The organism is Silvanigrella paludirubra, assembly GCF_009208775.1.
In the GTDB taxonomy this organism is placed as follows: Bacteria; Bdellovibrionota_B; Oligoflexia; order Silvanigrellales; family Silvanigrellaceae; genus Silvanigrella; species Silvanigrella paludirubra.
In genome coordinates this window covers 398,419-412,298 of the sequence record NZ_WFLM01000004.1, presented here as the reverse complement: position 1 = coordinate 412,298, position 13,880 = coordinate 398,419, and the positions used below count along the sequence as shown (strand labels likewise).

Annotated in this window: 14 protein-coding genes and 2 tRNA genes; 7 read left to right on the top strand and 9 right to left on the bottom strand. The window is 31.5% G+C overall.

Features of this window, described 5'->3' with window-relative positions; all coding sequences use genetic code 11:
* The first annotated feature begins 63 nt into the window (after positions 1-63).
* Positions 64-1,059 carry a S1 family peptidase gene (locus tag GCL60_RS12500; RefSeq protein ID WP_153421000.1) on the top strand — a complete coding sequence of 332 codons (996 nt, stop codon included), beginning with the start codon at positions 64-66 and terminating at the stop codon, positions 1,057-1,059.
* Here GCL60_RS12500 and GCL60_RS12495 read toward each other — a convergent pair.
* The 5 genes from GCL60_RS12495 to dapA all read right to left on the bottom strand — a co-directional run bounded on the left by GCL60_RS12495 (position 1,051) and on the right by dapA (position 5,647).
* Complete coding sequence (locus tag GCL60_RS12495) at positions 1,051-1,368, bottom strand: AzlD domain-containing protein (protein WP_161998198.1); 318 nt, start codon at positions 1,366-1,368, stop codon at positions 1,051-1,053. The two genes, GCL60_RS12500 and GCL60_RS12495, sit on opposite strands and share 9 nt — an antisense overlap.
* Positions 1,355-2,059, bottom strand: a complete 705-nt coding sequence (locus tag GCL60_RS12490) for an AzlC family ABC transporter permease (RefSeq protein WP_153420998.1) — start codon at positions 2,057-2,059, stop codon at positions 1,355-1,357. Before GCL60_RS12490 ends, GCL60_RS12495 begins: the two co-directional genes overlap by 14 nt.
* Before the next feature lie 20 nt (positions 2,060-2,079).
* Complete coding sequence (locus GCL60_RS12485; protein WP_153420997.1) at positions 2,080-3,465, bottom strand: class I SAM-dependent methyltransferase; 1,386 nt, start codon at positions 3,463-3,465, stop codon at positions 2,080-2,082.
* A gap of 321 nt (positions 3,466-3,786) precedes the next feature.
* Positions 3,787-4,701: a nucleoside monophosphate kinase gene (locus GCL60_RS12480; protein WP_153420996.1), complete on the bottom strand. Its 915-nt coding sequence runs from the start codon at positions 4,699-4,701 to the stop codon at positions 3,787-3,789.
* Between the two features lie 19 nt (positions 4,702-4,720).
* Positions 4,721-5,647 (bottom strand): 4-hydroxy-tetrahydrodipicolinate synthase, encoded by a 927-nt coding sequence (dapA, locus tag GCL60_RS12475; protein ID WP_237639065.1) that lies wholly within the window; start codon positions 5,645-5,647, stop codon positions 4,721-4,723.
* 137 nt (positions 5,648-5,784) lie between these two features.
* Here dapA and GCL60_RS12470 point away from each other — a divergent pair.
* Positions 5,785-5,861 (top strand) — tRNA-Ile (locus tag GCL60_RS12470).
* A gap of 2 nt (positions 5,862-5,863) precedes the next feature.
* Here the strand turns inward: GCL60_RS12470 and GCL60_RS12465 are convergent.
* Positions 5,864-6,352 (bottom strand): glutathione peroxidase, encoded by a 489-nt coding sequence (locus GCL60_RS12465; protein ID WP_153420994.1) that lies wholly within the window; start codon positions 6,350-6,352, stop codon positions 5,864-5,866.
* Positions 6,353-6,507: 155 nt separating this feature from the next.
* Here GCL60_RS12465 and GCL60_RS12460 point away from each other — a divergent pair.
* Both GCL60_RS12460 and GCL60_RS12455 read left to right on the top strand, forming a co-directional pair.
* Positions 6,508-6,584: transfer RNA gene (locus tag GCL60_RS12460), tRNA-Val, on the top strand.
* Positions 6,585-6,600: 16 nt separating this feature from the next.
* Complete coding sequence (locus GCL60_RS12455) at positions 6,601-7,320, top strand: ubiquinone/menaquinone biosynthesis methyltransferase (protein ID WP_153420993.1); 720 nt, start codon at positions 6,601-6,603, stop codon at positions 7,318-7,320.
* On the opposite strand, the gene rfbB is transcribed toward GCL60_RS12455, so the two are convergent.
* Complete coding sequence (gene rfbB, locus GCL60_RS12450) at positions 7,290-8,309, bottom strand: dTDP-glucose 4,6-dehydratase (protein ID WP_153420992.1); 1,020 nt, start codon at positions 8,307-8,309, stop codon at positions 7,290-7,292. The two genes, GCL60_RS12455 and rfbB, sit on opposite strands and share 31 nt — an antisense overlap.
* 29 nt (positions 8,310-8,338) lie before the next feature.
* Positions 8,339-9,208, bottom strand: coding sequence for a glucose-1-phosphate thymidylyltransferase RfbA (rfbA, locus tag GCL60_RS12445; protein ID WP_153420991.1), 870 nt, complete (start codon positions 9,206-9,208; stop codon positions 8,339-8,341).
* A 118-nt stretch (positions 9,209-9,326) separates the two neighbouring features.
* On the opposite strand from rfbA, the gene groES reads away from it, so the two are divergent.
* The 3 genes from groES to GCL60_RS12430 all read left to right on the top strand — a co-directional run bounded on the left by groES (position 9,327) and on the right by GCL60_RS12430 (position 12,746).
* Positions 9,327-9,623 (top strand): co-chaperone GroES, encoded by a 297-nt coding sequence (groES, locus tag GCL60_RS12440; protein WP_153420990.1) that lies wholly within the window; start codon positions 9,327-9,329, stop codon positions 9,621-9,623.
* Positions 9,624-9,659: 36 nt separating this feature from the next.
* A complete protein-coding gene (groL, locus tag GCL60_RS12435) occupies positions 9,660-11,342 on the top strand; it encodes a chaperonin GroEL (protein WP_153420989.1) in 1,683 nt (560 codons plus the stop codon).
* Between the two features lie 93 nt (positions 11,343-11,435).
* On the top strand, positions 11,436-12,746 hold the full coding sequence (locus tag GCL60_RS12430; RefSeq protein ID WP_153420988.1) for an NCS2 family permease: 1,311 nt from the start codon (positions 11,436-11,438) through the stop codon (positions 12,744-12,746).
* Positions 12,747-12,748: 2 nt separating this feature from the next.
* Here the strand turns inward: GCL60_RS12430 and GCL60_RS12425 are convergent, their stop codons facing one another.
* Positions 12,749-13,858: a glycosyltransferase family 9 protein gene (locus GCL60_RS12425; RefSeq protein ID WP_153420987.1), complete on the bottom strand. Its 1,110-nt coding sequence runs from the start codon at positions 13,856-13,858 to the stop codon at positions 12,749-12,751.
* Between the last annotated feature and the right edge of the window lie 22 nt (positions 13,859-13,880).

Sequence of the window (13,880 nt, the reverse complement as noted above, 5' to 3'; positions counted from 1 at the left end):
AAAAAATGCAAACATACATTTTTAAGGATATAATCAGATTATTAAAAATTCTGAGGACGTAGTATGAAATCTGGAATGATATTTTTTTTTAATAGTTTACTTATTTTTTTAACATTTTCTTGTAATAAATCAGCTAATAATAGTAATTCTTTTAAGTCCTATTCGGGACCAGCACAATGTAATATGAGTAAAAGTTCTTCTATTTCTGAAATGATAATTGGTGGAGAACCCGCAAATGGAAGTTCTGTTCCTTCTGGTAATAATACAGTAGCCATTTTACTTTATATCAACTCAAATAAAACAATTTTATGCTCAGGAACCATAGTTGCAAGTAATTTAATTTTAACTGCAGGTCATTGTTTTGATGATATTGAGTCGGATAATATCTCGCCAGGAAAGGTTGTATTTTCAAACTCCTATTCTCCTGCTACTTCTTCAAATTCATCAGAAATAAGTTGCTGGCAAAGGCCTCCTAATTATAGACCTTGTTCCGCAGATAATTCATACAATTGTGTTTTAAATGATATTACTTGGGTTAAAATAAATGGCACTATCAAAAGTGGCTATAGTCCTGTTTCTATATTAGCAAACCCGCAAAATATATTAGCAACTGAATCTAAATGGATGCTTGGTTTTGGTGATAATAGTGATAATGGATCAAATTCAGGTTTTAAAAATGTGGTTGAATCCACTTCATCTTCCTCCAATCCAGACACAACACCAAACGGTGCTATTGAAACCTTTAACAACCAAACTTTTTCAAATGCATTTCAAAATTATCTGACAGTCATTGGTCCAAATTCTGGTAAAGGAACATGTGAAGGGGATTCAGGAGGGCCTGTTTATGTTAAAAGAGATTCTAATAATTATGTATTAGCTGCATTAACTCAAGGATCGAATTCGTTACTTTCCCCTCACCCTACAACAACTTCTCCGCCCTATTCTTTTGATACTTCAAAATATGCGTCCTGCTCGGATGGGTATGGAGTTTATACTACGGTAGGAAATTATGTAAATTGGATACAATCTACAAGTGGAGTTTCGCTTTCATTATATTAAAAAAATATAAAAAAAGATCACACCAGATAAAATAGAAAAAACTGCGTTTTTTTTCCAAACATAAATTAATGTAACAGGAATAGCAGCTAAAAAACTAGCTGTTATAAATTTTTGATTTACATGTTCTTCTGATAATCCCGTAGAATATAAAAATAAGATGATCATAATTCCAGAGGGAAGTTTTTTTCCAAAATTTAAGACAAGTGGACTTTGAATTACGTTTTTGGGCAAAATAAAAGGAGTAAATCTAAATAAAAAAGTAATTATAGTAATAACACAAACAAGAATTAAGAGTTCAGTTAATGACATGTTTTTTTCCATAAGATTTATACCATTCAAAAATAAACATAATTATAAAATAAAGAAACACCGCTATTAAAAGGTTCTTTTTAAAAAGGAAAAAAGATATAAAATAACACACTATACCACTAATAACAGGCGTAAAATATTTTGAGGATAAAACACCATCTATAGCCATAATTAAAAATAAAGCAGTTAATGCGTATACTAAAAACTCGGTATTATAACCTGCTAAAAATTGATATGAAAAAACACCTATAATTGTTCCAAAGACCCAATAAAAATGACATAAAAACGAAACATAAAAACTATATTGATTATTATAAGATTTTGGATTAGTTGCAAGTAAAGCATAAGATTCATCTGTTAAAGCAGAGATCATATACAACCTACTATAGGGGTGACCTTTAAATTTATCTAAGAAGGAAAATCCATAAAAAATATGTCTTAAATTAACAATGGACGTTAAATAAACAATACTCCAAAATGAACTATGAGCTAGTAATAAACTGACTAATATAAACTGAGAAGCGCCAGCATAAATAAAAAGACTGATTAGGGGAGCAATAAACCAAGGGTAAGCGAGTTTTTGACAAACAATACCAAAAGAAAGACCAATTGGTATATACCCTGTTAACGCAGGAATACTATCTTTAAATGCAGCTTTAAAGGGACTCAATTCTAGCTCTGAATTTTTCATAATGGAGTCATCCTAATTTCTTATATTTTTTTAAAACAAACTAAATGAGTTCCTGAATTAAAATTTCCACCAGATGTAGTCGTATAAATTTTTTCATGATGCTCCAACGAAAATCCTTGTGACTCTGCCATTTTAATTAAATTCTCAACATATGTTTTACATTCCACATCGTAGTCAATGCCCGCAACCAACGCTTGAAGCTCTAAAAAGGACAAACGATAATAAGATAAAAAAGAATTCGAAATATTTAAATTATTATCTACAATAATGCTTATTCTTTCTAAAAGATCTCTACACATTTTTTCTGCATTTTCTATATTACCTGCTAAAATTTCTAATTTAATTCTAGGATAAACAGAATGTGAAACTCTTAATAACTCATATTCATCATCATTACAAGATGAGACAAATTCATTATTTTGATTGCCTAACTTAATTAAATCAAAAATATAACTTATGTGATGAGAAATAATATTTTTTGTTCTTTCTCTTCTATTTGAAAAAGGGCTGATAAATTCATCTGAAATAATTAAATATCCATCTTTACTTAAAATTTTTCTAGCATGCTGAAATAAAAAATAGGTATTAAAATGATGTGATGAACCAACAGAAATCGCAAGTTTACATGGCTCATCGGGATGGTAATCAAAAAATCCTTTTTGAATAGGATTTATAAATGAATTATTTTTAAATCTTTCTTTTAAATACCCAAAAGCTGTAGGGCTAGGCTCAATGACATCAATTTTAGAATAGGATGGTAAAAGCTCAATTAACATTTGTAAAGCAGCACCTGGTCCTGCACCAATATCTATAAAGTGCGAAGCATTAATATTATTTTTATACAGAAAATCATATATTCTTAGCATTTGGTAAGCATATGCTGGATGCACTGATTCAAAAAAATTATATGAGTTTACATCTATTTTTGATTCAAATAAATCCCTATCATAACTAATAGACATAACATTACTTACGATTGAATTATTTTGATAAGAAATAAACCTGGGAGCTGAAAAACATTGATTTTCTATACTATTTATTTCGCTTGAAATAGATTCCTTAATATACAAGTTATTACTCAATGAATTTAAATAATAATTATAATCATTTTTTAGATTATTTAAATAGTATTCGTTATGATTTAAAAAAGAAAAAATTTCAATATGACTCTTTGTTTCATTAATATGATAATGAATTTTCCAATTAAAATTGGAATTTTCAAATAGAGACTTTACAATTTTTTTAATTTCATTTAATTGAAATATTGATTTTTGAATTAAAACATAGGAATAATCAATTCCATTTTGAATTTCAATCCATTGTTTTTCTAATACCTGGAACAATTGATCTCTATTTTGTAAGTTAGAAATTATTATTTTATCTTCGCTTGAAAAGTCGGAAAGCATTTGAGTACAAACTCCAAAATATTTAATTTTTATTTGATAAAAAAAAATCTTAAAACTTTTTATTCAATAGATAAAAAGTCCAAGTTTATTAATAAATAAGTTTAATTTTTTTTAATCAAATATAGGTTTATAAATCATTCTTTGAATGAACGAAAAAACAATACTCAAGTATCATTTATTTTCAGTTTTAGCAAATTTTATAAATAATAATTTTATTAGCTTACCATTAAGTAAAGTTACAAATCCAAATTAGATTCCCAATTCATAAAAATAAGATTTATATACTTAAAATCTTAAATCATTTTAAATACTGATTTTCATTTAGCATTTATGAGAACCTGTTAATTGATCTAAGAGGTCTTTCACAGTCATTCTAGATACACCTAAATTTCTCAATGAAGATGCAACTACATTTAATATAGATTTCTCTAAATCAAATATTTTTTCATCACCAATTTGCTTATAGACAGGTTGATGGGCATCTATTAGTGCTATGGCATCGGATCCCAATTCTGTTTTTAAATAATCCACACTAGGATGAACATTCTCTATGTAAAATTGATACCTACTTAATAATGAAGTTTCATCATCATCAGCTCTTCCTCTTTTAGTTGCACGAGAAAGCATTTCTTGTTTACTTATACTTAAATGAAGAACTTTTATGACAGGAATATTAAAACGTCTTAAAAAACCAATTAAATGTTGAGCTGCTTTTACAGTTCTTGGGTAGCCATCTAAAATAAATGGATGCGTTTTAAACTCTGGGGAATGTTCTATATGAGCAGCAATAAAATCTTGAGTCCATCGGTTTGGAACAAGTAATCCATTCATTGTACAAAATTCAAGCCAATCGAGCTGACTGGTGAATTTATCCATATCCTGTCTTTTAAAATAAGCTTGCATTTCTGGAATATAATTTAATACTTTTTTAGAAAGTTCATCCGTAGAATCGATGCAATCAAAAATATTTGAACTTGATGAAATTTTATAGTTATCAGAAAGCAGTTTTGCATAACTTTGTTCGTTTTTAGCGCGTTGAAATGTCTTTCTTAAAATTTCGCCCATAGACAAATGAGATTCTGGAGGTATAGACATGACTTTTGATAAAGCAGAAGCTACCTCACCCTTACCACAACTAGAAGGCCCAGTAAGAATTAATACTCCAGGACCTTTTAAAGTAACTTTATCCACTTTTATTTTAGATTCTAACTCATAAGCAACTCTATTGAGTGTCATATATATCCTTGTTGTTACGTTAAAATTGAATGTTATTTTGTTGCAGCTGCGCAAGTATCCCCTTCAGGATATCCACTTCATTTCCTTCAGCAGAATAAAGAGGGGCTCTTAACGTGGTGCCACAAATACCTAAATGTGACAACATCCACTTAACACCAATGGGATTAGGCAAAGCAAAAATGCCATTATTTATACAATATGTCGCTAAATGGAGCTTTTGAACTTCTTTCACCTCTCCTTTTTTAAACATTTCTAATATTTGAATTAAGGTCTTTGGAATAATATGTGAAGTTACGGATATAACCCCTTCTGCTCCACATAATAAAGCGGGAACATATGTGGCATCATCACCAGATAAAATGCGAACCTGCTGTTTATTTATTTGATTTAATGCATTTCTCATTTCAACAATCGCATTTACATTTCCAGCAGCTTCTTTAATTGCAACAATATTATCATTTTCTTGAGCAATCTTAGCTAAAGTATTTGGTAATAAATTAATGCCAGTTCTGCTAGGCACATTATAAATACAAAAAGGGGTATTTCTAACAGATTTAGCTACTTCACTATAATGCTTAATTATACAACTTTGACTTGGCTTATTGTAATATGGAGTTACAACCATAACTCCATTTGGAGATTTTCCAGAGGCCGATTTTAAATTGGAGAATTTAATAGTTTTTTCAATACTTGTTCTTGTATCATTTGTTCCTGTACCAACATAAATATGAAAGTCTTCACTTTGGTGCTCCAAAGCATATTTTACAAGGTTTTCAGATTCTTGATCTGTTAAAGTTGCATTTTCACCAGTGGTACCAAGAACGACCACACCACTTATTCCTGATTTTTTTTGGGATAATAATAATCGCTCAAAGGCTTTAAAATCAATTTCTCCATTTTGCTCAAATGGCGTGATAATAGCTGTAATGACTCCAGAAAAAGGCATATGGCTCAAGAGGTTCTCCTTCTAAGAATAGATTTCGATTCGCCTCTTACAATAGCTACCTTAAAGAAACTTAGCAAGATTTCTTCTCGGCAGTTGACCTCTTCCCTCGGATTTGCTAACCACTCAAATACCAAAGTGGGCCGGTAGCTAAATGGTTACGGCAGCTCGCTCATAACGAGACGATCTGGGGGTTCGAGTCCCTCCCGGCCCACCACTTTAATTCAAAAGCTCTTCTAAATCTTTTGCAATATCATCTGGAGTATCTGTAGGCGCGTAGCGTTTTAATACTTCACCATTCTTCCCAATTAAAAATTTGGTAAAATTCCACTTAATAAATTCAGTTCCTAAAAATCCTTTGCTATTTTTCTTTAAATATTTGTACAATGGATGTGCATTATTTCCATTTACTTCTACTTTTGCAAACATAGGAAAAGTAACATTATAATTTAAACTGCAGAAGTTTTTAATTTCATTTTCATCACCTGGCTCTTGGCTTCCAAATTGATTACAAGGAAATCCTAAAATTTGAAAACCTTTGTTACTATAATTTTTAAATAGTTTTTCAAGGCCATCAAATTGAGGAGTAAATCCACATTTACTTGCCGTATTTACCACTAACAAGGCAGTTCCCTTAAATTCAGATAATTTTTTTATATTGCCATTAATATCTTTTGCTTCAAAATCATAAATAGATTCATTTGGCATTTCAATAATCCCTTCATTCCTAAAATGAGTAAGTTAACAGAGGAAACGATATTAACATTGTAATTATATGTGTCTATAGATGATATAAGGGTTTTTAGGAAACTAGACACTTTCTATTGACAATGTTATTCTGCTTAGGTAAACGAATTTTCACTGCAGTCGTAGCTCAGTTGGTTAGAGCACCACGTTGACATCGTGGGGGTCAGAAGTTCGAGTCTTCTCGATTGCACCATTTATGAGTGTCCTAAATGGATTCAAAAAACTACAATATTGTCGATGGGTTCAATACAATAGCCCCAGCCTATGATATTGCAAACGATGCCTTCACTCTTGGAATTCACCGTATTTTACGAAAATTCCTTTGCCGCGCCGCTATAAAAATAAGTCCAAAAAATGCCAAAATTCTAGATGTTGCAACAGGTACTGGCGAAGTCATTCTTGGCATTATTTCTCAAAGACCAGACATACATATCACAGGAATTGATGCTTCGGAAGGAATGCTTAAAGTAGCAAAAGAAAAAGTACAAAAAAAAGCTTTTTTATTTAAAGAAAATATTGAGCTAAAATTAGCAAACGCATTGAGTATTCCTTACCCAAATAATAGTTTTCATACGATAACTGTTTGCTGGGGAATGAGACCCCTTCGCCCTCACTCTGCCGCCCTTCGTGAAATTTTCAGAGTTTTAAAGCCGGGTGGACATGTTGTTATTCTTGAAAATGGAAAACCCGATTTTAAATTCATTCGAAAAATATATCATAATTACACAAAATTAATTCCCATTTTAGGAAAAAAACTTTCTAATTTAAAATCAACTCATTATTTTTATAAAACATCTTTCGATAATTTTCCCAGTGGTAGCCACTTTGTTGCAGAACTTTTTGATTCTGGATTCATAAAAGCGAAATTTAAAAATTTAGGAACGAATATTGTGTTTCTTTATTCAGCACAAAAACCATTCGATAAATAAAACCGAATTGTATCTTCTAAGCCCGATTTAATTTCGTAAGAAGGTTTCCATTCAAGCTCTGTTTGGATTTTTGAATTGTCTATTGCATATCTCCAATCATGGCCAGGACGATCTTTGACAAAAGAAATAAGATCTGAATATTTAAATTTATTTGGTTTTAATTTATCTAATAATTCACAAATAAGATTTACCAATTGAATGTTACTTAATTCTGTTTTTCCACCAACATTGTATGTTTCTCCGATTTTTCCATTTAATAAAATGGAATCAATAGCAGAACAGTGATCCACTACAAATAACCAGTCTCGAATATTGCTACCATCTCCATAAACAGGAATCGATTTATTTTGCAGACAAGAACGAATGACTGTTGGAATTAATTTTTCAGGATGCTGATAAGGACCGTAATTATTAGAACAGTTTGATGTCGTTACGGGAAGACCATATGTATGAAAATAGGAACGAACAAGATGATCAGAACCCGCTTTTGTAGCAGAATAAGGTGAATTAGGGGCATAAGCTGTTTTTTCTGTAAAAGCAGGATCTGATTTAGATAAAGTACCATAAACTTCATCAGTAGAAATATGATGAAATCTACAATTTAACTCACTCCATTTTTTTTCATTTAGCCAATAATTTCTGGCTGATTCTAATAATTGAAACGTACCAAAAAGATTTGTTTGAATAAATTCGGCAGGACCAGATATAGAACGATCCACATGACTTTCAGCTGCAAAATGAATGATATGATTTATATTATATTTTCTTAAAATAGAATCAATCAGGTTTTTATCACAAATATCCCCTTTAACAAATTCATGGTTATGTTCATTTTTTAAAGCGGATAAGTTTTTTAAATTTCCAGCGTAAGTTAACTTATCAAAACTAATTATTTTTATATTTTGATATTTTTCAAGCATATACCTAACAAAGTTACTGCCAATAAAACCAGCAGCACCCGTGACTAAATAATTTTTATTATCTAACATAAATATCCTTAAAATATTACTTTAATAAATTAAACTTCTTTTAAAACCCTCATTAAATACTTTCCATATCCGCTTTTTATAGATTGAAACGCTAATTTTTCTAACTGCTCTGATGAAATAAAACCTTTACGCCAAGCAATTTCTTCGGGGCAAGATATTTTTAAACCCTGTCTCTCTTCTAATACAGAAACATATAAGGAAGCGTCTAATAAGGAACGGTGTGTACCTGTATCTAACCAAGCTGTACCTCTGCCAAACTCTTCAATATATAATTGATCCATTTGCAAATAAATGTTTATGAGATCTGTTATTTCGAGCTCTCCTCTTGCTGAAGGTTTTAAATCTTTCGCAAATCTAGAAACACGATCATCAAAAAAATAAAGTCCTGTTATGGCAATATTTGATTTTGGATTTTTAGGTTTTTCTTCTATTGAAATTACTTTTCGATCGTTGCCAAACTCTACAACACCATAGCGCTCTGGATCGCTCACAGGATATCCAAATACCGTACAACCTTTTAAACGTTTTGCTGATCCTTCAAGACTCGTAATTAAACCATTTCCATGAAAAATATTATCACCAAGAATTAAACAAACATTTTCATCTTGAATAAACTTCTCACCAATAAGAAAAGCTTGTGGAAGTCCATCTGGACTAGGCTGTTCTTCATAGGATAAAGAAATTCCCCATTGCGAACCATCACCAAGTAAACTTTTAAAAGAAATTAAATCTCTCGGAGTAGAAATAATTAAAATATCTTTTATGTTCGCCATTAACAAGGTTGATAATGGATAATAAATCATTGGTTTATCATAAACGGGAATAAGCTGTTTACTTAAGCAATTAGTTGATGGATACAACCTTGTTCCTGAACCACCAGCTAAAATAATTCCTTTCATAAAAACTCCCCAATTTAAAACCTTAAATATAGCCCCTCTTGACACAACACCAATGTTGTTTAGCCTATAGCTAATGCCACTTGTGGGCAAATACCAAACCTCTCAATAGGAGATATTTATGAATAAGTCTATTCGCCCTCTTAATGACCGAATTCTTTTAAAACGTTTAGAAGCGGAACAAAAGACTTCTGGTGGAATTCTTATCCCAGACAATGCTAAAGAAAAACCAGTTGAAGGCAAAGTAATCGCTGTAGGAAATGGCAAAATACTTGAAAATGGCTCTCGTCAAATCCCTGCTATTAAAACAGGAGATAAGGTTTTATTTGGCAAATGGAGTGGAAATGAAGTAAAAATTGATGGGGAAGAATTTTTACTTATCAAAGAAGAAGAAATACTTGCCGTTATTGAAGCTTAGTTCTATAAAAAAACACTAAAAACAAGGAAAAACAAAATGGCTATTAAAATGATTTCTTTTAATGAAAATGCTCAAAAAAAGATTCTATCTGGTGTAAATACTCTAGCAAATGCCGTAAAAGTTACTTTAGGTCCAAAAGGACGTAATGTACTTATTGAAAAAAGCTATGGTGCTCCTTTAATTACTAAAGATGGTGTTACCGTTGCTAAAGAAATTGAACTTGAAGACAAGTTTGAAAACATGGGCGCACAAATGGTTAAAGAAGTAGCTTCCAAAACCAATGATGATTCCGGTGATGGAACAACAACAGCTACTGTACTTGCTCAAGCAATTTATCGCGAAGGTTTTAAAATGTTAGCAGCTGGTCATGCACCAATCGAATTAAAACGCGGTATTGATAAAGCAGTTCAAACTGTAGTTGATAATCTTAAAAAAGTGGCTCGTCCTGTTAGTGGCACTAAAGAAATTGCTCAAGTAGCAACAATTTCTGCAAACAACGATCCAACGATTGGCAACATGATTGCTGAAGCAATGGAAAAAGTTGGTCAAGACGGCGTTATTACCGTTGAAGAAGCAAAAGGTCTTGATACTTATGTTGACGTTGTTGAAGGTATGCAATTCGATCGCGGATACCTTTCACCATACATGGTAACAGATCAAGAGCGCCTTGAAGTTGTATTTGAAAATCCATACATTCTTCTTTTTGATAAAAAAATATCTGTAATGAAAGATATGGTTCCTCTCCTTGAAGGAATTGCACGTAGTGGCCGTCCTCTCCTTATTATTGCAGAAGATGTTGAAGGAGAAGCTCTTGCTACTCTTGTATTAAACAAACTTTCTGGAACAATTAAAGTTTGCGCAGTAAAAGCACCTGGATTTGGTGATCGCCGTAAAGCCATGTTAGATGACCTAGCTATTTTAACAGGCGGTACTGTTGTATCTGAAGAAATTGGTATGAAACTTGATACAACAATTATCGAAGATCTAGGACAAGCAGATAAAGTTGTTGTCGACAAAGACAACACTGTTATTACTGGCGGTAAAGGCTCTGAAGCTAATATTAAAGCCCGCGTTGCTGAACTCAGAGGCCAAATTGAAAAAACAACTTCCGATTATGATCGTGAAAAACTACAAGAGCGCCTTGCTAAACTTGCAGGTGGTGTTGCTGTTATCCGTTTAGGCGCTGCTACAGAAGTTGAGCTTAAAGAAAAGAAAGATCGTATCGAAGACGCTCTAAATGCAACACGCGCTGCTGTTGCTGAAGGCATTATTGCTGGAGGAGGCGTCGCTCTTGCTCGTGCTTCTTTAGAATTGGTAAATCTAAAAGGAGATAATGCAGAACAACAAGCTGGTATTGAACTTGTTCGCCGTTCTTTAGAAGAACCTGTTCGTATTATCGCTAGCAATGGCGGTCATGAAGCAAGTGTTGTTGTTGATAAAATATTATCCAATAGCAATACAAGCTTTGGTTTTAATGCTTTAACAGACAAATACGAAGATTTAATCCAAGCTGGTGTTATCGATCCTGTTAAAGTAACTCGTTGCGCTCTTCAAAACGCAAGTTCAGTGGCAAGTTTATTACTTACTACAAATGCCATGATTTCTGAAAAGCCAAAGAAAGATGCCGCACCTGCTGGAATGCCAGGAATGGGTGGCATGGGTGGCATGGGTGGCATGGGTGGCATGGGTGGAATGGGCGGAATGGATTACGATATGTAATTTTTGCCTTGTTGCCTTTTAAAGCAATACCGCTTAACAAAAACTCTATACACTTTTTGTGTATAGAGTTTTTTTTTACAAGAAAGAGCAATCATGAAAATCAAAAAGAGCACAATATCTCAAGAGGTTATAGCAGGATTAACTACTTTTTTTACCATGTCCTATATTGTTATTGTCAATCCTCAAGTGATGTCTTCTCCAGGAACAGGAATGACAATTACAGGAGCCTTAACAGCAACCGTATTAATTTCATTTTTAATGAGTTTCATTGCTGGTATTTATATAAAACTTCCCTATGCATTAGCACCAGGAATGGGTTTAAACGTTTTTATTGCTTATTCTCTTATCATTGGTGAAAAAATTCCTTGGCCTACAGCTTTAGGTCTTATTTTTTGGTCAAGTATTTTATTTATTGTTGTTTCTATTTTTCCAATTCGACAAAAAATAGTGGAATGTCTCCCTAGTAATATGAAACATGCGATGTCATGCGGCATAGGTTTGTTTTTAGCTTTTATTGGATTAAAAAATTTAGGCCTTATTGTTTCTAATCCTGCTACATTTGTAGCTTTAGGTGATATAAATTACACTGTAGCTTTAGGCTTATTAGGTTTTATCATATCTTTTATTTTATATTATAAGAAAAAACCTTATGCCTTTTTATTTTCTATCATCGTCGTTACTTTAATTGCATTCTTAACAAATCAAATTCAATTTCCAAGCCAATGGTTTGCATTACCAGATTTTGATTCTCATTTTTTTAAATTAGACTTAATAGGATCTCTAAAATGGAGCTTTATCCCTGTTATTTTAGCGATTTTTATTACTAATTTATTTGATTCTCTTTCCTCAATCATTGGACTTTCTACGTCAGCAGGCTTTATTGATAAAAACGGTAATCCACTTCAATTAAAACAAACTTTACTTGTTGATTCTGTTGCTTCAGCATTATCTAGTTTATTTGGGACTGCTCCTGCAACCGTATTTATTGAAAGTTCAGCAGGAATTCAAGCTGGAGGAAAAACAGGGTTAAGTTCAATTGTAACCGCACTTTGTTTTTTACCTTGTTTATTTTTAGCTCCTATTATCACTGTTATTCCAGCATATGCAACAACTCCTGTTTTAATATTTGTTGGAATTTTAATGTGCCAAACCGTAAAACATATTCAAGCTGAGAAATTGGACGACATTATTCCTATCTTTTTAACTATTTTTCTTATGCCCTTAACGTTTTCTATTACTCAAGGAGTTTTATGGGGAATAGTCAGTTATGTATTATTAAAAGTATTTGTAGGAAAAGCTAAAATTATATCACCAGTTCTTTGGTTATTAGCCGTCATTTGTTTAATTGCTTTAATTACAGAGCACAGCACCTTAATTCAGTATTTATCTTCTTTAAAAAATTAAAATCAATTCAGTAAAACTTCCTGCGCTTTTTCAAAAACTAAATTCACAGGAATTTTATTATAAGCAATTTGTTCCTTTATTTTATCTAATTTCTTTTTTGAGATAAATATTTTTTTAAAATTTTCCTGATTTTCATTTATTTTTAAACAATATGATCCTGAACCTAATGCGCCCCATCTTTCAGGAGATGCACTTCCCATTAAAGTTAAAGTTGGAGTACTTGTACCAGCTGCAATAAATTGCATAGAACTCGTATTTGTTATTAATAATGAAGAACTTTTAACGATATCTACTAAACTTAAAATGTTATCCGGTTGTATTATTGAAAAATCATCTTGCGCAACTTCTTTTAACCATTCCGTTTCTTTAGGTGAGCCAATAATTTTTATTTCTGTATTCATATCTTTTAGTTTTAAAGCTAGCTCTCTAAATTTTTTACTTTCCCATGCTTTTTCTCTTATACTTGCAGTAGGGTTAATCAGTATTATTTTTTTCTTATTTAATAAATTAACATGCTCTTGATAATCAGTTGGAAACCATTTTAAAGGGGGTAATCCTTCTTTTTTCCAAAATTCTTTTCTTTTATCAATATATTCTTTATTTATAGAAGACAAAATATCTAAATATCTATCTCTTTCATGAACTTCTTTATTTTTATCACGCAAAGTAAAATGTGTAAAAAGTCGCTTTACATATTTATTTTTACTTGCACCAATTCGAATTGGTAATCCATATAAAAAAGATTTTAATGAAAAACGAACGCTTTCGCTTCGAAAATCAATCGAAATTTGATGTTCTAACAATATTTGTTTAAAAGTCTTACTTGTATTTTCCAGATCCCAAGTATTATTTTGTTTATTTGATTTAAGAAGTTTTATCTTACTAAATTTTTTATTTTTAATTTCTAAAATATGAGATATATGTTGCCAATAAATTGGAATTAATATGTCTTTCCATAATTCAGAGCCTATTAAAGTAAATTTAGCTTTTGGATACAAATTTGCCAACTCAAAAAGAGCGGCTGTTGAGACCAATAAATCGCCTAAAGCACCCGTATGATAAATGGCAATCTTTAGTGGATTATCTAATTCATGATTATGATTTTTTTGCAAAGAATACCTTCCTTAGATTTTT

Excerpts from the sequence above, each read along its gene's own strand:
- rfbB (WP_153420992.1), bottom strand. The coding sequence starts at position 8,309 with ATGTTAGATAATAAAAATTATTTAGTCACGGGTGCTGCTGGTTTTATT.
- groL (WP_153420989.1), top strand. The coding sequence starts at position 9,660 with ATGGCTATTAAAATGATTTCTTTTAATGAAAATGCTCAAAAAAAGATT.
- GCL60_RS12465 (WP_153420994.1), bottom strand. The coding sequence starts at position 6,352 with ATGCCAAATGAATCTATTTATGATTTTGAAGCAAAAGATATTAATGGC.
- GCL60_RS12430 (WP_153420988.1), top strand. The coding sequence starts at position 11,436 with ATGAAAATCAAAAAGAGCACAATATCTCAAGAGGTTATAGCAGGATTA.
- groES (WP_153420990.1), top strand. The coding sequence starts at position 9,327 with ATGAATAAGTCTATTCGCCCTCTTAATGACCGAATTCTTTTAAAACGT.
- GCL60_RS12495 (WP_161998198.1), bottom strand. The coding sequence starts at position 1,368 with ATGTCATTAACTGAACTCTTAATTCTTGTTTGTGTTATTACTATAATT.
- GCL60_RS12455 (WP_153420993.1), top strand. The coding sequence starts at position 6,601 with ATGGATTCAAAAAACTACAATATTGTCGATGGGTTCAATACAATAGCC.
- GCL60_RS12480 (WP_153420996.1), bottom strand. The coding sequence starts at position 4,701 with ATGACACTCAATAGAGTTGCTTATGAGTTAGAATCTAAAATAAAAGTG.
- GCL60_RS12500 (WP_153421000.1), top strand. The coding sequence starts at position 64 with ATGAAATCTGGAATGATATTTTTTTTTAATAGTTTACTTATTTTTTTA.
- dapA (WP_237639065.1), bottom strand. The coding sequence starts at position 5,647 with ATGCCTTTTTCTGGAGTCATTACAGCTATTATCACGCCATTTGAGCAA.
- rfbA (WP_153420991.1), bottom strand. The coding sequence starts at position 9,208 with ATGAAAGGAATTATTTTAGCTGGTGGTTCAGGAACAAGGTTGTATCCA.
- GCL60_RS12490 (WP_153420998.1), bottom strand. The coding sequence starts at position 2,059 with ATGAAAAATTCAGAGCTAGAATTGAGTCCCTTTAAAGCTGCATTTAAA.
- GCL60_RS12485 (WP_153420997.1), bottom strand. The coding sequence starts at position 3,465 with ATGCTTTCCGACTTTTCAAGCGAAGATAAAATAATAATTTCTAACTTA.